Raw genomic sequence first — 24,844 nt, forward strand, 5'->3', positions numbered from 1 at the left:
GGTTGCCGTTGCGAACCGCTGGAAAAGACTCAGGACTGCTATCGAATGATCGTGCATCGGGCCAGCCGAGGCCGGCTTGCGTCCGTTGCATGCCGGCGCGCACCCGTGGCGAGCATACCGACCGACCCGGCGTGGCCGGTGTCGGCGCCGCCGCATTGGCCGGGTCGATGCAGATCGGCCGCGAGGTGACGGCGGGCGCCGGTGGAACGGCAGCCGTCCGCGCAGGGGAATCCGGACAAATGGACCAACTTCAATCGATTCGGGCATTCGTGACGGTGGCAAGGGAAGGCGGTTTTCGCCGGGCGGCGACGCGGCTTCGCGTGTCGACGGCGATGGCGAGCCGGCTGGTCGATGCGCTCGAAACGCGACTCGGCGCGCGGCTGCTGCAACGCAGCACCAGCCACCAGTCGCTGACGGAAATCGGCGAGCTGTATCTCGTGCGTGTCGAGCGGATTCTCGGTGCGATCGACGAGATCGACGGCCGTTTCGTCGCGATGGGCAGCAAGCCGGAAGGCGTGTTGCGCGTGGCCGCGCCGGTCGCATTCGGGCTCAGCCAACTGAGCGCGTTGCTCGATCGTTTCGTGCACCTGTTTCCGGACGTGCGGCCGACCGTGACGCTGACCGATGCGCACGTCGACCTGACCGCCGAAGACATCGACGTCGCGTTCCTGACCGACGGCATGCCGTTATCCGGTGCGCACGCACTGCATACGCTTGCCGCGTACGAATCCGTGCGCGTGGCGGCGCCGGGTTACGTCGCCGCGCATGGTGGCGCGGATGTATCGGGCGACTGGCCGGACCTCGCAACCGTACGGCTCGAACTGCCGGCGACCGACAACGACCCTGCAGCGGCGATTCGACCGGGCACGGTGCCCGGCAATGCGGGCGTCGGCCATCTTGAGATGGCACGACGGCTGGCCGTGGCCGGCATGGGTGCGGCGGTGCTCCCCGCGTATCTCGTCGATGGCGATCTGGCGGCCGGCACGCTGGTGCGTATCGCGCCGGTCCGCCCGCTCGCGCCCGTCACGCTGAAGCTTGCGTATGCGCGTGCCGCGCATTTGCCGGCCGCCGCGCGCGCATTCATCGAATTTGCCGGCGCCGCGTTCCGGCCCGCGCGCTAGCGCCCGACCGGCCGCCACGGCAACGCGAGCCCGCCGGGGCCGCGGGCTCGCCGTTCCTTTTTACGGAAGCAGTTCGGCAAACGAACGCTCCGCAGGGTGCAACGCACACCCGAAGCAAGCGCCCGCATGGGCGGCGAACCGGAAGCGACAGCATTCCGTTCGCGCATGCGGGCCGTGAGGAGATCTGGTGATTCCCATTGAAGGTCGTCTATTTGTGAGAGGTCGCTCCATGCGCGTCGAACGGGTTCCATACCGCTTAATCACTGCCGCAACGGCTGCCGTTTTCCTGGCCGCGTGCGGGAAAAAAGAATCGGCGCCGCCGCCGCAAACGCCGGAAGTCGGCGTCGTCACCGTCCAGCCGCAAGCCGTGCCGGCCGTGACCGAACTGCCCGGCCGCACCAGTGCGTTCCTTGTCGCGCAGGTGCGTGCACGGGTCGACGGCATCGTGCTGCGCCGTGAATTCACCGAAGGCACCGACGTCAAGGCTGGCCAGCGTCTGTACAAGATCGACCCGGCGCCGTACGTCGCCGCGCTGAACAGCGCGAAGGCGACGCTTGCGCGGGCGCAGGCGAACCTCGTCACGCAGAACGCACTGGTCGCGCGCTACAAGGTGCTGGTCGCCGCGAACGCGGTCAGCAAGCAGGACTACGACAACGCAGTGGCCACGCAAGGGCAGGCCGCCGCGGACGTCGCGGCCGGCAAGGCGGCGGTCGACACCGCGCAGATCAACCTCGGCTATACGGATGTCGTGTCGCCGGTCTCGGGTCGCGTCGGCATCTCGCAAGTGACGCCGGGTGCCTACGTGCAGGCGAGCCAGGCGACGCTGATGTCGACCGTGCAGCAGCTCGATCCGGTGTACGTCGATCTCACGCAGTCGAGCCTCGACGGCTTGAAGCTGCGCCAGGACGTGCAGAGCGGCCGTCTGAAGACGAGCGGGCCGGGCGCCGCGAAGGTGTCGCTGGTCCTCGAAGACGGCAAGACGTACTCGGAAGCGGGCAAGCTGCAGTTCTCGGACGTGACGGTCGACCAGACCACCGGCTCGGTGACGATCCGCGCGATCTTCCCGAACCCGGGTCGCGTGCTGCTGCCGGGCATGTTCGTGCGCGCACGGATCGAGGAAGGCGTGAACGAGAACGCGTTCCTGGTGCCGCAGATCGGCGTCACGCATGACCAGAAGGGGCAGGCGATCGCGCTCGTCGTGAATGCGGCCAACAAGGTCGAGACGCGTCCGTTGACGACGACTGGTACGTACGGTCAGGACTGGATCGTCGAGGGCGGTCTGCAAGCGGGCGATCACGTGATCGTCCAGGGCGTCGACAAGGTGCGCCCGGGTGCGACCGTGAAGACCGTCGCGGCGCAGCTTGCACCGGCACCGGATGCCGCTTCCGCTGCACCGGCGAACGCCGCGCCGGCGAGTACCGCCGCCAATGCTGCTGCGAGTTCGGCCGCCGCGTCGGCCGCGCAATAACTGGGAGTCCGTTTCATGGCCAAGTTCTTTATCGATCGCCCGATCTTCGCGTGGGTGATCGCGATCGTGCTGATGCTGGCCGGCGTCGCATCGATCTTCAAGATGCCGATCGCGCAGTATCCGACGATCGCACCGCCGACGATCCAGATCCAGGCGAACTATCCGGGCGCTTCCGCGAAGACGGTGGAAGACACGGTGACGCAGGTGATCGAGCAGCAGATGAGCGGTCTCGACAACTTCCTGTACATGTCGTCGACGAGCGACGATTCGGGCAACGCGACGATCACGCTGACCTTCTCGCCGGGCACGAATCCGGACGTCGCGCAGGTGCAGGTGCAGAACAAGCTGTCGCTCGCGACGCCGAACCTGCCGCAGGTCGTGCAGCAGCTCGGCATGCAGGTCACGAAGTCGAGCAGCAACTGGCTGATGTGGTTCGCGTTCAACTCCGAGGACGGCAGGATGTCGAAGGAGGACCTGACGAACTACGTGGCCTCGCACGTGCTCGATCCGCTGAGCCGCGTCAACGGCGTCGGCCAGACGCTGCTGCTCGGTTCGCAGTTCTCGATGCGGATCTGGCTCGACCCGAACCGCCTGACCAACTACGGCCTCACGCCGGTCGACGTGTCGACCGCGATCACGCAGCAGAACGTGCAGATCGCGGGCGGCCAGATCGGCGGCACGCCGGCGAAGCCGGGCACGATGCTGCAGGCGACGATCACCGAATCGACGCTGCTGCGCACGCCCGAGCAGTTCGGCAACATCCTGCTGAAGGTCAACCAGGACGGCTCGCAAGTCCGGCTGAAGGATGTCGGCCGTGCGGCACTGGGTTCGGAGAACTACACGTTCGACACGAAGTACATGGGGCAGCCGACGGCCGGCCTCGGTATCCAGCTCGCGACCGGCGCGAACGCGCTGGCGACCGCGACGGCGCTGCGGGCCAAGATCGACGAGCTGTCGAAGTACTTCCCGCACGGTCTGGTCGTTCACTACCCGTATGACACGACGCCGTTCGTGCGCCTGTCGATCGAGGAAGTGGTCAAGACGCTGATCGAAGGTATCGTGCTCGTGTTCCTCGTGATGTATCTGTTCCTGCAGAACCTGCGGGCGACGATCATCCCGACGATTGCGGTGCCGGTCGTGTTGCTCGGCACGTTCGCGATCATGGGTGTCGCCGGATTCTCGATCAACACGCTGTCGATGTTCGGCCTCGTGCTCGCGATCGGCCTGCTGGTCGACGATGCGATCGTGGTGGTGGAGAACGTCGAGCGCGTGATGGCGGAGGAGGGACTGTCGCCGAAGGAGGCGACCCGCAAGGCGATGGGCCAGATCACCGGCGCACTCGTCGGCGTGGCGCTCGTGCTGTCGGCGGTGTTCGTGCCGGTGGCGTTCTCGGGCGGCTCGGTCGGCGCAATCTATCGTCAGTTCTCGCTGACGATCGTGTCGGCGATGGTGCTGTCGGTGCTCGTCGCGTTGATTCTGACGCCGGCGCTGTGCGCGACGATCCTGAAGCCGATCCCGCAAGGGCATCACGAAGAGAAGAAGGGCTTCTTCGGCTGGTTCAACCGCACCTTCGATCGCAGTCGCGATCGCTACACGGGTGGCGTGAATCACGTGATCCGGCGCTCGGGCCGTTGGCTCGTGATCTACCTGGCCGTGTTCATCGCGGTCGGCGTAATGTTCGCGCGCCTGCCGAAGTCGTTCCTGCCTGATGAAGACCAGGGCTACATGTTCATGATCGTGCAGACGCCGTCCGGTTCCACGCAGGAAACGACCGGCAAGACGCTCGACAACATCAACACGTACCTGACGACCGCGGAGAAGGAAGTGGTCGATTCGGTGTTCACGGTCAACGGATTCAGCTTTGCGGGCCGCGGCCAGAACGCGGGCCTCGTGTTCGTGAAGCTGAAACCGTACGAGCAACGCCAGCGTTCGGACCAGAAGGTCCAGGCGCTGATCGGCCGGACTTTCGCGCACTATTCGACGTACAAGGACGCGATGGTGATTCCGTTCAACCCGCCGTCGATTCCCGAACTCGGTACGGCCGCCGGCTTCGACTTCGAGCTGACGGACAACGCCGGTCTCGGCCACGAGGCGCTGATGGCCGCGCGTGGCCAGTTGCTCGGGATGGCCGCGAAGGATCCGGCGCTCGCGCTCGTGCGTCCGAACGGTCTGAACGATACGCCGCAGTACAAGGTCGACATCGATCGGGAGAAGGCGAATGCACTTGGCGTCACTGCTGCTGCGATCGACCAGACGTTTTCGATCGCGTGGGCCTCGCAGTATGTGAACAACTTCCTCGATACCGATGGCCGGATCAAGAAGGTGTACGTGCAGTCGGACGCGCCGTTCCGGATGACGCCGGAGGACATGAACATCTGGTACGTGCGCAACAGTGCGGGCGGGATGGTTCCGTTCAGCGCGTTCTCGACCGGCCACTGGATCTACGGTTCGCCGAAGCTCGAACGTTACAACGGCGTGTCGTCGATCGAAATCCAGGGGCAGGCCGCGGAAGGCAAGTCGACCGGCCAGGCGATGGCCGCGATGGAAGCGCTCGCAAGCAAGCTGCCGGAAGGCATCGGCTATTCGTGGACGGGGCTGTCGTTCCAGGAAGTCCAGTCCGGTTCGCAGGCGCCGATCCTGTACGCGATCTCGATCCTCGTCGTGTTCCTGTGTCTGGCGGCGCTGTATGAGAGCTGGTCGATCCCGTTCTCGGTGATCATGGTCGTGCCGCTCGGCGTGGTCGGCGCGCTGCTCGCGACGATGCTGCGCGGCCTCGAGAACGACGTGTTCTTCCAGGTCGGCCTGCTGACTACCGTGGGCTTGTCGGCGAAGAACGCGATCCTGATCGTGGAGTTCGCGCGCGAGCTGCAGGCGAAGGAGAACATGGGGCCGGTGCGCGCGGCGATCGAGGCGGCGCGCCTGCGGTTGCGCCCGATCCTGATGACGTCGCTTGCATTCATGCTCGGCGTGCTGCCGCTCGCGATCAGCAACGGCGCAGGCTCGGCCAGCCAGCATGCGATCGGCACGGGCGTGATCGGCGGGATGATCACGGCGACGTTCCTCGCGATCTTCATGATCCCGATGTTCTTCGTGCGGGTTCGCGCGATCTTCAGCGGCGAGACGGAAAACGTCGACGACGCATGGCGTCTCGTGCAGGGCGACCTGCAGCGCGGTCACGGCGACGCACACGATTCGAAGGGGCAGTAATGATGCAAAAACACGCTTTGACTGCAACGGTGGCGGCTTTCGCTGCCGCGCTGTTCGCCACGGGCTGCACGATGGCGCCGCATTACAAGCGGCCCGATGCACCCGTCGCGCAGGCGTACCCGGCCGGCGGCGTCTACGCGAGGCAGCCGGGTGCTGCCGGCGCGCGCAGCGCGAACGGCCAGGCGGCGACCGCCATCGGCTGGCGCGAATTCTTTGTCGATCCGCGCCTGCAGCGGCTGATCGAGATCGCGCTGAAGAACAACCGCGACCTGCGCGTGTCGGTGCTGAACATCGAGGCGGCGCGCGCGCAGTACCAGATCACGCGCGCGGGCCTGTTCCCGACGCTCGACGGCACGGGCTCGGGCAACATCCAGCGCGTGCCGCAGGGCCTGTCGACGACCGGTGCGCCGTACATCTCGCGCAGCTACAACGTCGGGCTGTCGGCGTCGTGGGAGCTCGACCTGTTCGGCCGCGTGCAGAGCCTGAAGGACCAGGCACTCGCGCAGTACCTGTCGACGTCGTACGCACGACAGGCGTCGGAAATCTCGCTGGTCTCGTCGGTGGCTGACCAGTACCTGACGCTGTTGTCGACCGATGACCTGTTGCAGGTCACGGAAAACACGCTGAAGTCCGCTCAGGCGCAGTACGACCTGACGAAGCTGCAGTTCGACAACGGCACGGGTTCCGAACTCGAGCTGCGTCAGGCGCAGACGGTGGTCGAGACGGCGCTCGCGAACCAGCAAGCGCAGGCGCGTGCGCGTGCACAGGCGCTGAACGCGCTGGTTCTGCTGATCGGCGAACCGCTGCCGGACGATCTGCCGGCGGGCATGCCGCTCGACTCGCAAAACCTGCTGACGGACGTGCCGGCCGGGTTGCCGTCGGATCTGCTGACGCGTCGCCCGGACGTGATGCAGGCCGAGCAAACGCTGCTGGCCGCGAACGCGAACATCGGCGCGGCCCGCGCGGCGTTCTTCCCGCGCATCTCGCTGACGGGTGCGTTCGGCACCGGCAGCCCGACGCTCGGCGGGCTGTTCAAGGCCGGCACGGCGGCGTGGTCGTTCGCGCCGCAGATCACGATGCCGATCTTCGAAGGCGGCCAGAACATCGCGAACCTGAACCTCGCGAACGTGCAGAAGCGCATCGAGATCGCCAACTACGAGAAGGCGATCCAGTCGGCATTCCGCGAAGTGTCGGACGGCCTGGCCGCACGCGGCACGTACGACCAGCAGATCGCGGCGCTGGAGCGCAACGAGCACGCGCAGCAGCGACGTTTCGACCTGTCGGACCTGCGCTACAAGAACGGTGTGGACAGCTACCTGTCGGTGCTGACCGCGCAGACGGACCTGTACTCCGCACAGCAGACGCTGATCAACGCGCGTCTGGCGCGCTGGACGAACCTCGTCACGCTGTACCGCGCCTTGGGTGGCGGCTGGATCCAGCGCGCAGGCGAAACGCCGCGCGCGCCGGATGCGCCGGCCGACTACGACAAGGCGGCCGCTCCGGCGGCTGCGTCGGCAGCGGCGACGAACGGGTAAGTGCAACGAAGGGCAGGAGCGGTTTAGCGCGCTTGTCCTTCCAACCGGCTGGTTGCGGAAACGGAAACGCCACGGACGAAAGTCCGTGGCGTTTTCTTTTTGCAGAGCAATTCGAGCGGAAAGCCGCGCTATGTCAGCCCTGCTTCGCCCACAGCGTGCGGCCGAAAAACGTGAGCGTGCGGTCCCACGCGATCTGCGACCAAACCGGATCGAACTGCGTGCCCGCGATGCGGCCGGGGCCGACGGCCGTTTCGTTCGCGAATGCGTGATGGGCGAGATAGCGATGGAATTCGAACCCGACCTTCGCATCGGTCAGCTTCTTTTCCAGCGCGTCGACCTGGTCGATCGCGAAGAACGCATCCTGCGTGCCCCAGTGGCCCATCAGCGGCACCTTGAGCTTCGCCGGATCGATGTAGTCGAGCGGCGGGAGGCCGTACCACGTCACGCCCGCGTCCGCATCGGCGTACTGCAGCGACAGCAGCGTGAGGGCGCCGCCCATGCAGTAGCCCGTGATCGCGACACGCGAGGCCAGCGTCTTCAGATATGTGACGGCGCCGGGAATGTCCTGCGATGCGGCATCGCCGAAATCGAGGCCGGTCATCAGGTGGTGCGCTTCTTCTTCCTCGACCGTCGATTTGCCGCGATACAGGTCGGGCACCAGCGCGAAGTAGCCGCAGCGTGCGAGGCGGTCCGCGACGCCGCGGATCTGGTCGTTCAGCCCCCACCATTCCTGGATGACGACGACGGCAGGCGCGCCTTCGGTCTTTGCGGGCGTCGCGAGATAGCCCTGCAGTTCCTGGCCGTCCGGGCGGCGAAACGTGATCATGGAACTGGATGTTTGAGACATGAAACCGCTCCTTTTCGAAAAATGCGCTGAGTGCGGCATCGGGCCGGCCGGCGGGCACGGCGACGATCGGGCATCCCGAGGTCGAGATTCCGCGCGCGTTCGAGTCGGCCGGCGCCGACCACGCGGCCATTCTATGCGCAAACACCGGCTGCCTGCGTGAACGGTGCCGTGCCGGATGCGATCGGTGCACGGAGCGGGCGACCGGAAAGCAAACACCCCGCCCCGATGAACGGGAGCGGGGTGTTGCGGGTGCGGCGCGCGTATCGGAATACGCGGGCGCGGGTCCGGCTTACTGGCCGAAATAGACGGAGTCGCGGCCTTCCTGCTTGACTGCGATCGCGCGGCCGGCACGCACGCCGGCGGCAGCTTGCGCGCCGTAACCGGCTTCATCGGCGTTCGTCACGCGGGCCTGGGCGGTCTGCAGTGCGCGCGGGTAATACTGATCGGAGACTTCGGGCTTGTAGCCGGCCTGTTCGAGCTGGACGAGTTCCGCACGGACCTGGGCGCGCGTCAGCTGGTCCGACGGGTTCGATTGTGCGAATGCGCCGTACGAGGCGGACAGGGCGGTTGCGGCGACGACAGCGGTGATGAACGACTTCATGGTGACCTCCGGTTTCATTGATTTCTCGCTTCGCTCGTTGCGTTCAGCGGTTGATTGCATCGTAGCGATCGCGTTACCGGTCGGAAATACGCGTTCCAGTGAATCATTATTGCAACTGGGTAAACGATCCACGTGGGCGACTTTTTGTCTGATGATTGTGGGCGTAACGGACGGCTGACCGCGCCGTCGGTGTGCGCAGATGAGGGCGTTGGATCCGGTCCGACAGGGGTTCGGCTCGGTGCCGCCAAAATGCCTGTTGCCGCGCGACATTCAATTGCATCGCATTCCGAAGTATGTGAATGACGCGGCCGGCGTCGTCGATGCGTTGCCGCATCACTCGACAGGAGCCGCCTGCCGTTTCCGGTACTCGGCCGGCGTGATCCCGACGTGCCGGGTGAACGACCGCCTGAGCGTATCGACATTCGCGAAGCCGCATTTCGCGGCGACCTGCTTCGGCGCGTCGTGGCCGTTCTCGAGCAACTGGCGGGCCGCCGAGATGCGGGTTGCCTCGACCCACGCGGCCGGCGTCATGCCGACCTCCGCGCGGAACAGCCGTGCGAAGTGGCGCGGGCTCATGCCTGCATGCTTCGCCAGGTCGGCCACCGAATGCTCGAGTTCCGGATTCGCCGCGATCCAGCGTTGCACCTCCTGCAGCACCGAGCGCCCGGCGGGGCGCGCCTCGCCCTTGCGGCTGAACTGGAGCTGCCCGCCCGGGCGTTTGAAGAACATCACCAGTTGCGCGGCGACGCGCCGCGCGATCTCACGGCCGAGATCCTCCTCGACCAGCGCGAGTGCGAGATCGAGCCCGGCCGTGACGCCGGCGCCCGTGCGCAGCTTGCCGTCGCGCACGTACAGCGCATCGGCATCGACGGCGAGCGACGGAAAGGCTTCGGCGAGCGCGTCGGCAGCGGCCCAGTGCGTGGTCAGGTGGCGCCCTTTCAGCAGGCCGGTGGCGGCGAGGATGAACGCGCCGGTGCAGATCGAGCCGTAGCGCTTGCTCTGTACGGCCGCCGATCGTAGCCACGCGAGGACGTCGGTGCGCAGCGAGAGGTGGCACGCGCTCGGCGCGCCGGCGACCAGCAGCGTGTCGATGCGCTCCGGGACGTCGGGAACGATCCAGTCAGGCAGCAGCTGCGCACCGGATGAACTTCGGATCGGACCGGATTCGCTCGCGATGATCCGCAACGTATAGAACGGCTTCCCGCATTCGGCGTTCGCTTGTGCAAACACGTCGAGCGGTGCGGAGACATCGAGCAGTTGAACGCCAGGAACGGCGAAAATTCCCACGACCTTCGGCATGATCGGATGCTGTGACGAACGTGATGCGTAGCAGTATAGAGGCGCGGATCGGGTATGAGATGCGCAGGCTGAGCCCGTTTCCTGCATCTTTCCGGTCATGCGGGCCCCGTGTCCGTTCGTCATGCAAAATGGCAGGATTTGACGTAGTACGTCTATTGAAGACAGCTATCGGACTACGGAGAATCGGGGGTGTTTTCAATGGAGGTCAATCATGACTGAGAACGTTGCAGGCATCACCATTCCCGATAGCCAGATGACGCGCGAGATCACCGAACTCGTTCGCGATACTGCTTCGCCGCTGCTGTTTCATCATTCGAGCCGCGTCTACTATTTCGCGGCGCTGGCAGGACAGCGTCGCGGGCTCAAGTACGATCCCGAGCTGCTTTACTGCGGCTGCATGTTTCACGACATGGGGCTCACGCACAAGCACAGCAGCGCATGCGAGCGCTTCGAAGTGGACGGCGCCAATGCCGCCCGCGATTTCCTGAAGGGCAAGGGCATCTCGCAGCAGGACATCGACGTCGTGTGGACCTCGATCGCGCTGCACACCACGCCAGGCATTCCGCAGCACATGCATCCGGTGATCGCGCTCGTCACCGCGGGCGTCGAGATGGATGTGCTGGGCCTCACGTATCCGGAATACAGCGACGTCGAGCGCGAGGCCGTCGTCCATGCGCATCCACGGACGCCGCATTTCAAGGAAGACATCCTCCAGGCGTTCTACGACGGGATCAAGCACAAGCCGGACACGACGTTCGGCAACGTGAAGGCCGACGTGATCGCGGACAAGGATCCGCATTTCCACGCAGGTAATTTCTGCAGCGTGATCCGGTCATCGGCGTGGGCCGGATGATCGCGTCAGGTATCGCGCACGGTTCCCTGTACTGAGCGGGAGCGTGCGTGCAATGCGAATCGCGATTCACTCATTACACAGGAGAACGACTATGTTGGATCCATCAAAAGAAAGCTGACCCGCTCGAATGGCGTGACGGACATTCGGCAACCGCACATCGACAACTGCACTAAGGCCGATCCGGCTTATGGCGCGGGCATCGTGGCAGAACTGGCGAGACTGGAGGCCGAGGCGAAATGAGCGGGGCGGGCCGGGCGATGCGGCGCGGGCTGCATCGCCGGTGGCAGGGTAGCCGCCTATGGGAGTGCGGACGTTTCCCTGCCGGATATTCAACCGAGACGAGAGTTCCGATGGCTTCCACGCTTCACGACGTACCCGACAGCCCCTGTGTCGGCGTGTGCTCGACACTGTTCGACGATATCTGCAAGGGATGCGGCCGTACTGCCAACGAGGTTTCGCACTGGGTGTTCATGAGCGACGACGAGAAGCGCGCGATCTGGACGCGCATCCGGGCGGAGGGGACGGCGATGCGTTTTCGTCGTGATGGGCGGTGAGTGGCCATGCCGAGCGTTCCGGTCAATGGATGTTCATTGTGCGATGGCGGACGCGTGTTCGGCAGCGCGATTTAAATCGGTAAAAGAGTTGTTACGTGACAACTAAAAGGCATCCCGATGGACTTTATATACTGAATGACAGCCACACCCCCTCGAGGCGAATCTTCGATTCGCGATCATCCCAACCGGCTACCAGGCAGAAGGGGACATCCGACCCCGTGGCTAACGCCCCAACCGGCGGGCCACAGCGGCACTGCCCACTCCGGCACCGCAAGTTTTCGGCAAAACGCCTATAATGAACGGGCAAATTGCCGGAGACGGGTCATGAGCATCATTGCTTTTCATCCTTCGGGTGTCGCGCATCCGCGCCAGGCCGAATTCACGATTCTCGAGCAGTTACTGGCGATCCGCGTCCGTTCGGGTGCCGATCTCGCCGAGCTGGCGAGCGCGCGCGTAGACGTGTCGGTGATCGACCGGCTGTCCGAGCGCGGGCTGAAATCGGACGAGCTGGCCTTCATCATTCCGCGCCGCACGCTGAGCCATCGTCGCCAGGCGCACGAACGCCTGTCGCCGGAGGAATCCGACAAGGCGATCCGCCTCGCGCGCATCGTCGCACAGGCGACGGCCACGTTCGGTGATCAGGACAAGGCGATGGCGTGGCTGCGCAACGGGTTGCAGCGCTTCGGCGGCCGCACGTCGCTCGACATGGCGAGCACCGAGCATGGCGCGCGGCTTGTCGAAGAAGTCCTCACGCAGATCGACGAGGGGTACTTCGCTTGACGACGCTGTGGCGGATCAGCAATTACGCCGATCTGAAGGGCATCGGCGGGTTGCGGGCCGGCGGGCGCTGGCATTTTGCCGGGCAGCCCGTCGTGTATCTCGCCGAGCATCCGGCACTCGCCCTGCTCGAGACGCTCGTTCATTTCGAAATCACCACCGTTGCCCAATTGCCGAGCGGCTACCAGTTGCTTCGGATCGACGTGCCCGATTCGGTGGATGTCGCCGAAATCGCGGAAGGCGACGCACCGGACGACTGGCAAACGAATGTCGACTGGACCCGTAGCGCCGGCACCGAATGGCTGCACACGCAGCCGAGCGCACTGTTGCGCGTGCCGAGCGTCGTCGTGCCGCACGCGCACAACTTCCTGCTGAATCCGCTGCATCCGGCCGCGTCCGACATCCGCATCGCGGAAGTCATGCAATCGCCGTACGACACACGGATCCTGTGCCTGATCCAGTCGAAACCGGGCGCATAGCGAACGAGAAGGAAAACGATGCGCACCGTGCGCTGTTTAGCGCTCGTGCGCAGCGCGATCCGCGGCTGCGTCCGGCGGCAGCGTCTGCCGGATGCGCGTGACCGTTCGCGTGCTGACGAGACCGAGCATCGCGCTGACCTCGGCATGCGTGTGGCCGGCGAGCAACTGCCGACGCGCATACGTGTTGCGCAGCACGCGTGGGCTCATGTCCGCCGCGTGAAAGCCGATCGCGGTCAGCGCGTCGCGCACCACCAGCAGCAGGAACATGTCGTTCATCGCGCCACCGCCGCGCGGCGCGGGAAACAGCCGCGTCGATGCGGGTGTATCCGCCGAACGCATGCGCCATGCGGCGAGCGGCGCCAGCGCGAACCCGGCAAGTTCGATCCGGCGTGCCGGCCGCGCGCGATCGCGCGGCACGGACAACGCCGGTGGTTGCGCGTCGAGGTCGGGCGCGTGGCAGGGCATCGCACGAATTTCGGCCGACGTGATGCCGCTCGCGAGCAGCAGCGCGACGATCGCGCGATTCCTGCACTCGGTGGGCGTGTCGTCCGGTCGAGGCTGGACATGACGCTGCAGTGCGACGTCGGCGTCGGGCGGCAGGTAGCACGGCTCCGGTTCGCCGTCCGGCCAGGCGAAATCGCGTGTCGTCCGGCCGGCCGGGTGGATCGTCCGCACACCGATGTCGACCAGGTGCCGGCCCAGCCGGTCGATCAACTTCGCATAGCGCACGCGCGTCGATGTGCCGGGCGTGCAGGTACGGTCGAGATCCGCCAGGAAGGCCGCGACGTGGTCGGGCCCGAAGGTGGCCAGCGACACACGGTGTGCGATCAGGTGGCGCAGGAGCCGCTCGAACATCGCGACGTGCTGCACGACCGAACGCGGCGCGAACGGCCGGCGGCCGGCGCCGGTCGCGGCGGTTTCCTGCCACGCGCGAAACGCGCCGACGGGGTCGTGAATCCAGCGATTCGTGTCCATCCACGATTTATAGCCGGAGACGGTGACGCCGGCAATCGTCCCGATGTCGGTCCGGCCAGCGCGACGCCACCGGCGTGTCAGTGCGCGATACGCGTCTCGTCGATACCGTCGTTGTTCATCGTCAGGTAGACGAGCACGAGCAGCAACGTGATGAAGAAGCGGAACGCGTCCGGCACGCCGTTCCATTGCTTCGACATCCACATCCCGAACCATTCGCCGCCGACCGACATGAACGCAACCTGCCATGTGAGGAAGCCGAGCGTCAGGCCGGCGATCGCGTACGCCTTAGCCGCGTGGAACGCCGCTTCGCCGGCGCGGCGCGCGCGCAGCAATCGGACCCCGCCGATCCAGCACAGCACGGCCGTCAGCGTTTCCATCGAGATGATGCCGATATAGCCGGCGTGATGGAGCCACGTCGCGCCGATCGCGCGATACATGATCCCGTTGCCGGGAAAAGTCGTATCCATCAGGAACACATGGTGGACGAACGCGAAATTCGTCGCGTAATCGGTGATGTTGCCGAACGCGACGAGCGACGCGAACAAGGCCATGGCAAGCACCATGGCTGCCTTGGAAAGACGAACGATCATAATGGACTCCGAAATGAATGGGCAGGCGAAAGCGCGACCGCGCGGCAACGAGCCGGCGTTCGGGGCGATACCTGCGTAAATGTGCACGGCCAGGCCGGCGGATTTGCGTGCGTGGGCACGACGGCGCGGAGATCGGGACTGGAAAACCTGAAGCCGGGGCGGCGTCGAGGAGACGCACGTGCCGGCTGGATCGAGTGCCCGCGCCAGGAGGGAGCGGCGATTTTCGGTTGAACCGATGAAGTCGTCAAGCGGACCAGAGCACAGTGGGCACTACGCTAGCCCACTGGCGCCGTCACGCGTCGCGCGAAGGTGCCGGTGTCACGCTCGCCTGCGCCGGTCCGCTCAGCCGTGCAAGCGCGGCGAACGCCAGTTGCGTCGCGATGGCCGCGAGCGTGCCGGCCGCCATGCCGTTGCCGAGCACGATCTGCACGGGCGCGCTGAAATGACGATACAGGTTCGGCACCAGGATCGGCGCGAGGCCGACCACCAGCGCGGCCGCGAGCGTGTACTGGTTGGCGCGCGCGTGCAGGTCGACGCTGGCGAGTAGCCGGATGCCCATCACGCCGATCATCGCGAACACGACCAGCGCGGTGCCGCCGACGACGGCGGCCGGAATCGCATACGCGAGCCGCGCGAGCGGCGCGAACAGCGCAATGACGATCAGGATCGCGCCCGCGGCGGCCGTTACGTAGCGCGAGCGCACACCGGTCGTCTGCACGACGCCGATGTTCTCGGCGCTGGTCACGATCAGCGGCGTGCCGAACAGCGCGCCGGCCAGCGACGCCAGCGCATCGCCGCGTATCGTCTTCGGCACGTCGCGCGTCAGCGAGATCGCCTTGCCGCACGTTTCGCCGACGGCAACTGTCTGCGCCGTCGCCTCGGCCATCGAGATCGCGGTGAAGATCAGTAGCGGCAGCGCGGCCAGCACGTCGAAGCGCGGCATCCCGAACGGCAGCCACACCGGATGCGTGAACCACGGGCCGTGCCACACGTCGGCGAGCGCCGGCATCGCATCGAGCGCCCAGCCGAGCGTCGCGCCGGCCATCAAGCCGACCAGCACCGCGAGGCGGCCGAGCGTGCCGCGGAACGCGCCCGCGACGACGACGGTGGCGACGATCGTCGCCAGCGCGAGCCCCAGCGCGCGCGGCTGCGCGAAGTCGGCCGAGCCGGGCTGGCCGACGACGATCGTCGCGTAGATCCGGATCAGGTTGACCGACACGAGCAACAGCATCGCGCCGACGACGATGCGCGGAAAGAGCCGCAGGCAGCGCGTGAACACGGGCAGCAGCACCCAGTAGAACGCGCTGGCGAGCAGCGCCGCGCCGGCGGCGGTCGGCAGGCCCGACTGCGCGGCGATGCCCGCGAACAGCATCGTCGGTGCGCCACCGGGCACCATCACGAACGGCATGCGCGCGCCGATCGGGCCGGCGCCGAGCGATTGCACCAGCGTGCCGATACCGCACGCGAAAAACGTCGCGCCGATCAGCTGGACCGTCAGGTCGGCCGGCAGCGAGAGGACTTTCGCGATGAGGAAGACGGCCGTGATCGGCGAAGCGGCCATCGACAGCACGTGCTGCAGTCCGAACAGCGCGAGCTGCCACGTGGGCAACCGTGCGTCGACGGGCGGTGAGATTGGATCGTGCGACACGGTAGGCCCCCCGGAAGCGAACGGCGGCGATGGCTGGGATGCAACGGCGAACGGCGCGTCAGGTCCGCAGCCAGGGCAGTTGCGCGGCGCTGTAGCGGAACGTCTGGAACACGCTGTTCAGCTGGCCGGGGCCGGTCTTGCGCGCGGCTTCGTCCGGGTATTCGGCGAACCACGGAATCACGTATTCCCACACGACTTCGCCGGCCGGCGTCACTTCGAACAGCCGGCCCGTCGACGATTCGGTGACGTGCGTGTTGCCGTTCGGCAGGCGCTGCGCGTTGCCCATGAACGGCGTGTAGAACAGGTTCACGACGTCGTCCGCATACGACCACACGACGCGTTGCGTGGCGGGATCGATCTCGACGACGCGCGAGAACACGACGTGCGCGCCGTGGCGGAAATTGCCGTTGTCGAACGCGAGGATGTTGCCGTTCGCGAGCGGCACCGGCGCATGCTGGTGCGACACGACGTCCGGCCCGATCCGCAGGTCGACCTGGCCGGTTTCGCGGTTCACGCCGATGATCCCCGACGTCGTGCGCAGGCTCATCAGCACGCGGCCGTTCGCGTCGACCGCGAGGCCGTTGACGAGCGGCCAGTGATAGCGGCCGAAACCGGCCGCGATCGGAAAATCCTCGGGTCGCAGATGCTCGCGCGCGTGCCATTCCCACACGATCTGTCCGGCCCGATTCACTTCGCGGATCACATCCGTGTACATCACCTCGTCGTCGCCGTGCGGCGTGCCGCCTGGCACGCGCCGCGCGAATGCCGCATCGACCGGTTCGCACGCGGCGTAGAGCAGGTTGCCGTTCGGCAGCCACTGCGCATCGTGGTGATGCGCGGGATCCTCGTAGCGCCACACCGTTTCGCCTTGCGGCGTGACCTCGTAGAAGTCGCCGCCATGCCACATCGACCACGGCGCGTAGCGTGACTCCGATTGCGGATGGTTGCCGTTGTAGCCGAGGTTGCCGTTCGCGAGGATGACCGCGTGGCGGCCGGGGCGCACGGGCATTTTCCACTGATGGGCGACTTCGCCGTCGATGCCGACGAGATAGACGTTGCCGTCGGCCGTCTGCGGCGCGATGAGCGTGTAGCCGCCCGCGGACAGCGCGGGATCGTGGGCGATGAGGCCGACGCCACGGCGGCGCTGGGTAATCTGGTCGACGGTCGTCACTGCAGTCTCCATTCGAATCGGATACGGGAATGCAGCGGAATCTAGACGATTCGGCGTGTCGGTAAAATCGGATTATTCTTGACGGCCTGTTCGAAAAAATCTAACGGTACCTTCATGCGTTCGATATCGCAGACATTCCGCTGTTTCGACGAAGTCGCACGACGCGGCTCGATTCGCAAGGCAGCCGACGCATTGCACCTGACCGCCGCGGCGGTGCACCAGCAGATTCGCAATCTCGAGGAGCAGGTCGGCGTGCCGCTGTTCGACCGGCTGCCGCGCGGCATGCAGCTGACGCTCGCCGGCGAGATCGTGATCGCTGCCGTGCGACGCGGCCAGCGCGACTTCGACAATGCGCTGACGCAGGTCGAGGACTTGCGTGCGCTGCGGCGCGGGCACGTGAACCTGGCCGTGCCGGCATCGACGGCCGAGAAGCTCGTGCCCGACGCGATCCTCGCCGCGATGCAGCGCTACCCGGGCGTCACGTACGGCGTGCGCTCGGGAAACGGCGAAAGCATCGTGCGCTGGGTCGAGACGGGCGAGGTCGACATCGGCTATGCGCTGCGCCGGCGCACGGCAGCGGGCGTGGTCGAGGTACGCGCGTTCGCGCAGCCGCTGGGTGTCGTCACGGCGCCGGGCCATCCGCTGGCGTCGTCCGGCGGCAAGGTGCGGATGCGCGACTGCTTCGCCCATCCGCTGATCCTGATGACACCCGACACCGAACTGCGCGCGATGTTCGACCAGATCGATGCGCGACAACCGCGCAACATGCGGCCGCTGGTCGAGACGGGCTCGGTGTCGATGGTGCGGCGTCTCGCGGCCGAAGGCGCGGGCGTCGGCTTCCTGATCGCGGAGAACGTTGCGGACGACGTCGCCGCCGGCCGGCTCGCGTGGACGCCGCTTGCCGATGCAGGCGCGCGCTCGTTCAGCTGCATCTACCAGCGGGCGGACATGAGCGCAACAGTTGCGATGACGATGTTCCTCGAGTTTTTCTCCGAGGCGATCGAAGCGATGGAACGCGAATTCGCGCCTGACGGCAGGGTGTCCGGCAAGCGTCGCCGGGCGGCAAGATAGCGACACCGGCCGCGCCGCTCCGCTCGATTGCGATGCGGTGCAACAAGCGAACCCGCAGGCCGGCCGCGTGACGTTGCGCACGCAATGCCCGGTAGCATTACGTCATTCCCTTATTGCGGAAAAAATTTTGTTCATGGGACTATCGAACGCGCTGCCCGCGCACCGAGGGGGTCGCAGGCAGCGATGATGCCCATCGCAACGACCCAGAAGAACATCGACACACAATGAACAGAACAGCGATTTTTCCGTATGCATCCATGTTGCTCGCGGCCGCGCTGCTGACCGCATGCGGCGGCGACGTCGAGAACGACGCGGGCCCCACGACAACACCTTCCACCGATGCGAGCTGCCTCGCGGTAGACAACAGCGGCGCGACGGTCGTCGTGGGCTCGAACCAGCCGGGCGATCCGTCGCTGCCGGAAGCGTCGTCGGGTTATCGCACCGGGATGAAGCCCGTCTATGCGAAGACCTACCTGGTGGCCACGTCGAACGCATACGCGAGCGCGGCCGGCTGCGCGGTGCTGAAGAAAGGCGGCACGGCCGCCGATGCGGCCGTCGCCGTGCAGGCCGTGCTCGGCCTGACGGTGCCCGAGGCGACGGGCCTCGGATCGGGCGGCGTGCTGCTCTACTACGATGCGCGCGGCAAGACGCTGCAGGCCTACGACGGCCGCGAGACCGCACCGGCCGCCGCGACGGAAAACTACCTGCGCTACGTCGACGACACGACCGACCATTCGGTGCCGCTGCCGAACGCGCGCGCGAGCGGCCGCTCGATCGGCACGATCGGCGTGCCGCGGCTCATCGAGGCGCTGCAGCAGGATCACGGCCGCCTGCCGTGGCAGAACCTGTTCGGCGATGCGATCACGCTCGCGACCAACGGCTTCCCGATCGGCGGCCGGCTTGCCGACGCGATCGCGGCGAACGCCACGAGCCTGAAGCGCGACCCCGAGGCCGCCGCGTACTTCCTGAACGCCGACGGTTCGCCGAAGACGCTCGGCACCGTGCTGAAGAACCCCGCATACGCGCACACGCTGACGCTGATGGCGCAGTCGGGTGCGAATGCGCTGTACACCGGGCAGATCGCGCAGGACATCGTCGCGAAGATCGCGGTGACGAAGGGCGCGGACGGCTCGACGCTCACGCCGGGCAAGACGACCGTCGCGGATCTGGCCGCGTATCAGGCGAAGCGTCGCGAACCCGTGTGCACGACCTATCGCAGCTACTGGGTGTGCGGGATGCCGCCGCCGTCGTCGGGCGGCATCGCGGTCGCATCGGCGCTCGGCATTCTCGAGAACTTCGACCTGAAGTCGCTGAAGCCGACCGCGATCGATCTCGAAGGCGGCAAGCCGACCGTCGCCGGTGTGCACCTCGTCACCGAGGCCGAGCGGCTCGCCTATGCCGATCGCGACAAGTACGTGGCCGACACGGATTTCGTGCCGCTGCCGGGCGGCACGTGGGACACGCTGCTGAACAAGCCGTACCTGAAATCGCGCGCGGCGCTGATCGACACGACCAAGAGCATGGGCACCGCGCAGCCCGGCAATCTCGGCGCAGTGCCGCTCGGTGTCGACACGACGCTGATCGAGCATGGCACGAACCAGTTCACGATCGTCGACGGTGACGGCAACGTGCTGAGCGCGACGACCACGGTCGAGTCGAGCATGGGCTCGTTCCACATGACCAACGGCTTCCTGCTGAACAACCAGTTGACCGACTTCTCCGCGAACCCGCTCGACACATCCGGCAATCCGGTGGCCAACCGGCTGCAGCCGGGCAAGCGGCCGCGCAGTTCGATGGCGCCGACGATCGTGTTCGGGCAGGCTGCCGACGGCTCGCGCGGCGACTTCGTGATGGCGACCGGTTCGCCGGGTGGCGGCACGATTCCGCAATACGTGGTCAAGACGCTCGTCGGCGCGCTCGACTGGGGCCTGGACGCGCAGCAGTCCGCGGGGCTCGTCGATTTCGGTGCGAGCAACAGCCCGACGACCACGATCGGCGGTGAGCATCCGAATGTCAACACGGCGAACAACGGTGCGAACGATCCGCTGATCACGGGGCTGCTCGCGCTCGGGCACAAGGTGTCGACGTCCGCGCAGGCGAGCGGCGTCAATACGGTGATGCGCGTGACGGTCGGCCAGTCGCCGGCGCTGCAAGGCGGCACCGACCCGCGTCGCGAAGGCGTCGTGCTCGGCGATACGTTCCGGCCGTAATCGGGTGGGACGCGCACGGCCCCGACCTGCCGATGGGCAGTCGGGGCCGTATTTCATGGCGAGGCTGCAGGGATGGCCGAGCAACGTACGTCCTTCGGAGTGCCGATAAAAGCTGCCTGCGCGTCAGCCAGCCGATTCACTGCCGGATGTCCCGATACGTGACGATCGGGCCGATCGCCATCGCGGAGCATCCGCTCCCGTTCACCAGCCAATACGGTGTCCATCCTGCTGCAAGCCCCCGATTGTCAAACAGTGTGAGTCAATCGTCAGCATTTGCAACCGAAGTAACAGTCCCCGCAATTCAATCGTTTTGCGCGTCGGCGCCGCTACATTAGCTCCACCTGCCGCACTTCGCGGTGAGGCATGCGACAAGCCGCACGAAGGCGGCCCGCAGCAACAACGTCTTTGGGGAGAATGACCATGAACAAGATCCATACGATTCTGCTGGGTGCCGCTCTGACGGCGATGGCGACTTCGGCTGCATTTGCACAGACGGCCCAGACCGGCGCACAGGGTTCGGCTGGCGTCGGCGCACAAGTCCAGACGCCGCTGCTCGGCGGCGGTGTGGGTGTGCAGGCTGGTGCCGGCGCGAACGCGGCGGGCTCGGGTTCGGGCGCGGGCAACGTTGTTGGCGGCGCGCTGAACGGCGTCGGCAAGACGGTTGGCGGCGTCGGCTCGGCCGCGGGCAATGCGGTCGGCGGCGCGACGCAGGCGGTCGGTTCGGCAGCCGGCACGGCGAAGGATGCCGCGGCATCGGCCGTTCACTCGACGAAATCGCACGTGAAGCACGTCGCAAGTTCGGCGAAGAGCCACGCGCAAGGCGCGATGTCGACGGCAGGCGACGTTGCGGGCGGCGCGAAGGCGAAGGCCGGCGAAGCGCTTGAAGGCACGACTAACGCAGTGCAGGGCGGCGCATCGGTCGGCGTGAAGGGTTCGGCGTCGGCGCAAGGCGGCGCGCTGTAAGCAGCACGCATTCCGTCAAGGCCCGGCCCGCATTCGTGCGGGCCGGGCTTTTTTTGTTGGCGCGCGGCCCCTGCCCATTGCCCGCTCGCCATGCTTAAATAGCGGGGCACCCGGTTACGGGGCCGCCGGGATGGCGGTACCGGCCAACAAGGGCAAGCATGTCCGATCGACATCGTGACGACAGACGACACCAAAACGCCGCTCCGGCCGGCCCGGCGCGGTCCGATAACATTCCGAGGCATCACGTCATGACCATCCTGTTCCGTCTTCTCGCGCTTGCCTGCGCGCTCTGGCTGGCCGCTTGCGCGGCGCCGCCCCCGCCGTCCGCCAGTAACGCCGCGTCCGCCGCCGCACCTGACGCCAGTGAACGCCGCGGGCTCGGTACCGCGTGGGGCGAGTCGGTGCGATCCGAAACCCGCCAGGTCGAGTTCGAGCGCGCGGATTCCACCAAGCCGACGGATCTCGCGTCGGTCTACTACAACGATGCACTGCCCGGACATCCTCCGGCCTCGCAGGTTCGCCGGCTGCCGACTCGCGTCGCGCTTGCCAATGGCGACATCGCGCTGTCGTTCACGGACGAAAAGGGTGCGCCGCTGCGTCTTGCACGTAGCAACGGCCGCTGGCACATGGCGGGCGTCGAAGGTTCGCGCTACATCATCGTGCTGCGCAATCAGGGGCGCCGCACGTTCGAAGTCGTGTCGACGGTCGACGGGCTCGACGTGCTGTCGGGCCGGCCGGGCAGCTATACGAACGGCGGCTACGTGCTGTATCCGGGCCGCACGTTGACGATCGAGGGCTTCCGCAAGAGCCGCGACGAAGTCGCTGCGTTCCGCTTTGCGGCCGTGCCGGACAGCTACGTCGCGAGCTCGAAGTACGGCGATGCCGCGAACGTCGGCGTGATCGGCGTTGCGCTGTTCGCGCAGAAAGAAAACGACGAGGAAGCACTGCGCCGCAACGCGAATCCGTTCCCCGGCAACGACAACGGCTTCGCACCGCCGCCCGTCCCGCGCGGCGAGTGACGGCATGTAGCCGATCGGCCGTGTGCGTGTTCTCGCATGGCGTGCACGGCGCGGTCCTGGTGATTGATCGAGCTCGACGCGACGGGCAAGAGGACGTCGGCGTTGAGCGTGCCGGCCGCACTTCGGCGTGCGCTGGCCGGCGCATCGAGCGTGGTGTTCCCGTCGGATCGTGCGAAGCGGATCGACGGCAGCGATCATGTGCTGGTCGTCATCAACCGATTGTCAACCGATCGTCAACCAGCCGTCCGGCCGGATATTGCGGCGCAAGCGAAGAAGGTACGCTTTACGTGCTGGCGCGCTGCACGGTACCCGGGCGGTGCAGCGCTTCTCGCTGCCCGTGCAAGGCTGCCTCGACTCCGTTTCGCTCGAAACCGAATCCGGAACCCGATCGCCGTATCGGGCGATCACGTGGCGCGACGCGCCGGCCGGCATCGATATCCGGTGGGAATATGTCGCGTACGACGGCGCCACGCATCGCGTCTATCGATTCGTGAACGGTACGTTTGCCGAGGTCGAAGGTTCGCGGTAACGCGGTCGTGCTGCGGCACAATGGCGGTTCGCATCCATCGCGTGTGCTTCCCGATCATCCGGACCGACGGAGAATTCCATGTCGTTACCCGCTTTCAGGTACCATCCCGACCCGCTCGCGACGGGCAGCGTGATCGCCTCGGACGTACGTTGTGCATGCTGCGGCGATGCGCGCGGTTACGTTTACGCCGGCCCGGTGTATGCGGTCGACGACTACGAGCAGTGCATCTGCCCGTGGTGCATCGCCGACGGCTCGGCGCACACGCGGCTCGACGCAAGTTTTACCGACACGGACGGTATCGGCGGCGACGAATGGGACGCGGTGCCCGAAGCAGTCGTCGACGAGATCGCGAATCGTACGCCGGGTTTTCAGGGCTGGCAGCAGGAGCGATGGTGGACGCATTGCGGTGACGGCGCGCAGTTCATCGGTCGTGCCGGCGCTGACGAACTGAAGGCGTTCGGCCCACAGGCCGTCGCGGCCATCCAGGCCTCGACCGGGCTCGACGACAGCGTTGAGTGGGAACGCTTTTTCGCGGCGCTCGACAAGGACGGCTCGCCAACCGCTTACGTGTTTCGTTGCCGCCATTGCGGCGAACTCGGCGGCTACCAGGATTGCGATTGACGGCTGCACCCGTTCGAGCGGCATCACCCCTTCGTCATGAAACAGAGGAATCTTCGTGAAGTTCATCCACGCGGCAGACATTCACCTTGACAGCCCGTTGCACGGCTTGAGCGCGTATCCCGACGCGCCGGCCGCGCAGTTGCGCAACGCGTCGCGCGAGGCGCTGCGGCAGCTCGTGGATTGTGCAATCGAAGAGGAAGTCGCGTTTCTCGTGATCGCCGGCGACCTGTACGACGGCGACTGGAAGGATCACAACACGGGCATCTTCTTCGGCCAGCAGATGGGGCGGCTGCGCAAGGCCGGCATCCGCGCATTCGTGCTCGGCGGCAACCACGATGCCGAAAGCGAGATGACGAAGAAGCTGACGCTGCCGGACAACGTCACCGTGTTCGGCCACCGCAAGCCGGAAACCGTCAAGCTGCCCGAATTCGACGTCGCGCTGCACGGGCAGAGCTTCAAGGACAAGGCCGTCGTCGACAATCTCGCGATCGGCTATCCGGATCCGGTACCCGGCTACTACAACATCGGCGTGCTGCACACGGCGCTCGAAGGCTATGCCGCGCACGCGAACTACGCGCCGTGCACGCTGGCCGAACTTCACGCGAAGGGCTACGACTACTGGGCGCTCGGCCACGTGCACGAGTTCCAGCAGTGGACGGGGCCGTCCACCGTCGTGTTTCCCGGCAACCTGCAGGGGCGTCACATCCGCGAGACGGGCCGCCGCGGCGCGGTGCTCGTAACGGTCGAGCAAGGCCGTACGCAGGTCGAGCGCCTGTATCTCGACGTACTGCGCTGGGAAGCCGTGTCGGTCGACGCGTCCGATTGCCTGTCGGTCGCCGATCTGTCGAGAAAGATCGGCCAGTCGCTGGAGGCGCTGCTGACCGTCGACGGCCATGTGCCGCGCGCGGTGCGCGTGACGGTCACGGGGCGCACGCCCGCGCACGGTCTCTTTTTTGGCCGCGCGCCGCAGTTGCGCGCGGAGGTGCTGAACCAGATCGGCATCATCGGCAACGAGCGGCTGTGGCTGGAGAAGGTCCGGCTCGCGACGTCCGCCGCCGATCACCAGCCGGGCGAAAGCGAGCAGCTCGAAGCGCTGGAGGATCTGAAGCAGATCCTCGCCGATGCCGCGCACGATCCGGATTTCCTCGCGCTGCTCGAACGCGACCTGAAGCCGTTCGTCGGCAAGGTGCGCAGCGACGTGAAGGAGGAGGTGCCGTTGCTGGCGATGGCGCGCGCCGGCGAGCTGACGGCGCTGGTCGAACAGGTCGGGCCCGCGTTGCTCGCGCGGCTGGCGAGGGGGGAGTAA

The 24,844-nt window shown here is 66.4% G+C and carries 22 protein-coding genes; 15 read left to right on the forward strand and 7 right to left on the reverse strand.

Annotated elements, in window-relative coordinates:
- The first annotated feature begins 239 nt into the window (after positions 1-239).
- The 4 genes from KEC55_RS31335 (at position 240) to KEC55_RS31350 (ending at position 7,331) form a co-directional block, all read left to right on the forward strand.
- Positions 240-1,121: a LysR family transcriptional regulator gene (locus KEC55_RS31335; RefSeq protein WP_282512434.1), complete on the forward strand. Its 882-nt coding sequence runs from the start codon at positions 240-242 to the stop codon at positions 1,119-1,121.
- A gap of 229 nt (positions 1,122-1,350) precedes the next feature.
- A complete protein-coding gene (locus KEC55_RS31340) occupies positions 1,351-2,589 on the forward strand; it encodes an efflux RND transporter periplasmic adaptor subunit (protein WP_282512436.1) in 1,239 nt (412 codons plus the stop codon).
- A gap of 15 nt (positions 2,590-2,604) precedes the next feature.
- Entirely contained in the window at positions 2,605-5,796 is a 3,192-nt protein-coding gene (locus KEC55_RS31345) for an efflux RND transporter permease subunit (protein ID WP_282512438.1), read from the forward strand.
- Entirely contained in the window at positions 5,796-7,331 is a 1,536-nt protein-coding gene (locus KEC55_RS31350; protein ID WP_282512440.1) for an efflux transporter outer membrane subunit, read from the forward strand. The genes KEC55_RS31345 and KEC55_RS31350 overlap by 1 nt, the downstream gene beginning before the upstream one ends.
- 133 nt (positions 7,332-7,464) lie before the next feature.
- Here KEC55_RS31350 and KEC55_RS31355 read toward each other — a convergent pair whose 3' ends face one another.
- The 3 genes from KEC55_RS31355 to KEC55_RS31365 all read right to left on the reverse strand — a co-directional run bounded on the left by KEC55_RS31355 (position 7,465) and on the right by KEC55_RS31365 (position 10,078).
- Positions 7,465-8,178: a dienelactone hydrolase family protein gene (locus KEC55_RS31355; RefSeq protein ID WP_282512442.1), complete on the reverse strand. Its 714-nt coding sequence runs from the start codon at positions 8,176-8,178 to the stop codon at positions 7,465-7,467.
- A 289-nt stretch (positions 8,179-8,467) separates the two neighbouring features.
- On the reverse strand, positions 8,468-8,779 hold the full coding sequence (locus KEC55_RS31360) for a DUF4148 domain-containing protein (RefSeq protein ID WP_282512444.1): 312 nt from the start codon (positions 8,777-8,779) through the stop codon (positions 8,468-8,470).
- A 333-nt stretch (positions 8,780-9,112) separates the two neighbouring features.
- Positions 9,113-10,078 (reverse strand): GlxA family transcriptional regulator, encoded by a 966-nt coding sequence (locus KEC55_RS31365; protein ID WP_282512445.1) that lies wholly within the window; start codon positions 10,076-10,078, stop codon positions 9,113-9,115.
- Positions 10,079-10,289: 211 nt separating this feature from the next.
- Here KEC55_RS31365 and KEC55_RS31370 point away from each other — a divergent pair, with 211 nt between their 5' ends.
- The 4 genes from KEC55_RS31370 (at position 10,290) to KEC55_RS31385 (ending at position 12,741) form a co-directional block, all read left to right on the forward strand.
- Positions 10,290-10,931 carry an HD domain-containing protein gene (locus KEC55_RS31370; RefSeq protein ID WP_282512447.1) on the forward strand — a complete coding sequence of 214 codons (642 nt, stop codon included), beginning with the start codon at positions 10,290-10,292 and terminating at the stop codon, positions 10,929-10,931.
- Between the two features lie 350 nt (positions 10,932-11,281).
- Positions 11,282-11,485, forward strand: coding sequence for a DUF1289 domain-containing protein (locus KEC55_RS31375; RefSeq protein ID WP_282512449.1), 204 nt, complete (start codon positions 11,282-11,284; stop codon positions 11,483-11,485).
- A gap of 324 nt (positions 11,486-11,809) precedes the next feature.
- A complete protein-coding gene (gene parS / locus KEC55_RS31380) occupies positions 11,810-12,265 on the forward strand; it encodes a type II RES/Xre toxin-antitoxin system antitoxin (RefSeq protein WP_166966364.1) in 456 nt (151 codons plus the stop codon).
- Positions 12,262-12,741: an RES family NAD+ phosphorylase gene (locus KEC55_RS31385; protein ID WP_282512458.1), complete on the forward strand. Its 480-nt coding sequence runs from the start codon at positions 12,262-12,264 to the stop codon at positions 12,739-12,741. The genes parS and KEC55_RS31385 overlap by 4 nt, the downstream gene beginning before the upstream one ends.
- A gap of 36 nt (positions 12,742-12,777) precedes the next feature.
- Here the strand turns inward: KEC55_RS31385 and KEC55_RS31390 are convergent, their stop codons facing one another.
- From KEC55_RS31390 to KEC55_RS31405, 4 genes are all read right to left on the reverse strand, one after another.
- The gene (locus KEC55_RS31390) at positions 12,778-13,716 is read right to left on the reverse strand and encodes a tyrosine-type recombinase/integrase (protein WP_282512460.1); all 939 of its coding nucleotides are present in this window, start codon (positions 13,714-13,716) and stop codon (positions 12,778-12,780) included.
- 77 nt (positions 13,717-13,793) lie between these two features.
- Positions 13,794-14,306 (reverse strand): DUF2165 family protein, encoded by a 513-nt coding sequence (locus tag KEC55_RS31395; protein ID WP_282512462.1) that lies wholly within the window; start codon positions 14,304-14,306, stop codon positions 13,794-13,796.
- Between the two features lie 292 nt (positions 14,307-14,598).
- Complete coding sequence (locus KEC55_RS31400; RefSeq protein ID WP_282512464.1) at positions 14,599-15,954, reverse strand: uracil-xanthine permease family protein; 1,356 nt, start codon at positions 15,952-15,954, stop codon at positions 14,599-14,601.
- Positions 15,955-16,012: 58 nt separating this feature from the next.
- Positions 16,013-17,137, reverse strand: coding sequence for an aryl-sulfate sulfotransferase (locus tag KEC55_RS31405; RefSeq protein WP_282512466.1), 1,125 nt, complete (start codon positions 17,135-17,137; stop codon positions 16,013-16,015).
- Positions 17,138-17,239: 102 nt separating this feature from the next.
- Here KEC55_RS31405 and KEC55_RS31410 point away from each other — a divergent pair, with 102 nt between their 5' ends.
- The 7 genes from KEC55_RS31410 (at position 17,240) to KEC55_RS31440 (ending at position 24,844) form a co-directional block, all read left to right on the forward strand.
- Complete coding sequence (locus KEC55_RS31410; protein WP_282512468.1) at positions 17,240-18,196, forward strand: LysR family transcriptional regulator; 957 nt, start codon at positions 17,240-17,242, stop codon at positions 18,194-18,196.
- Between the two features lie 224 nt (positions 18,197-18,420).
- Positions 18,421-20,406 carry a gamma-glutamyltransferase family protein gene (locus tag KEC55_RS31415; protein ID WP_282512470.1) on the forward strand — a complete coding sequence of 662 codons (1,986 nt, stop codon included), beginning with the start codon at positions 18,421-18,423 and terminating at the stop codon, positions 20,404-20,406.
- A gap of 420 nt (positions 20,407-20,826) precedes the next feature.
- The gene (locus KEC55_RS31420) at positions 20,827-21,369 is read left to right on the forward strand and encodes a hypothetical protein (protein ID WP_282512472.1); all 543 of its coding nucleotides are present in this window, start codon (positions 20,827-20,829) and stop codon (positions 21,367-21,369) included.
- A 248-nt stretch (positions 21,370-21,617) separates the two neighbouring features.
- Positions 21,618-22,388 carry a hypothetical protein gene (locus tag KEC55_RS31425; protein WP_282512474.1) on the forward strand — a complete coding sequence of 257 codons (771 nt, stop codon included), beginning with the start codon at positions 21,618-21,620 and terminating at the stop codon, positions 22,386-22,388.
- Between the two features lie 196 nt (positions 22,389-22,584).
- Positions 22,585-22,917: a hypothetical protein gene (locus KEC55_RS31430; protein WP_282512476.1), complete on the forward strand. Its 333-nt coding sequence runs from the start codon at positions 22,585-22,587 to the stop codon at positions 22,915-22,917.
- Between the two features lie 78 nt (positions 22,918-22,995).
- Complete coding sequence (locus KEC55_RS31435) at positions 22,996-23,538, forward strand: CbrC family protein (protein WP_282512478.1); 543 nt, start codon at positions 22,996-22,998, stop codon at positions 23,536-23,538.
- A gap of 55 nt (positions 23,539-23,593) precedes the next feature.
- Positions 23,594-24,844 carry a metallophosphoesterase family protein gene (locus tag KEC55_RS31440; RefSeq protein WP_282512480.1) on the forward strand — a complete coding sequence of 417 codons (1,251 nt, stop codon included), beginning with the start codon at positions 23,594-23,596 and terminating at the stop codon, positions 24,842-24,844.

The organism is Burkholderia cepacia (genome assembly GCF_029962485.1).
Classification (GTDB): domain Bacteria; phylum Pseudomonadota; class Gammaproteobacteria; order Burkholderiales; family Burkholderiaceae; genus Burkholderia.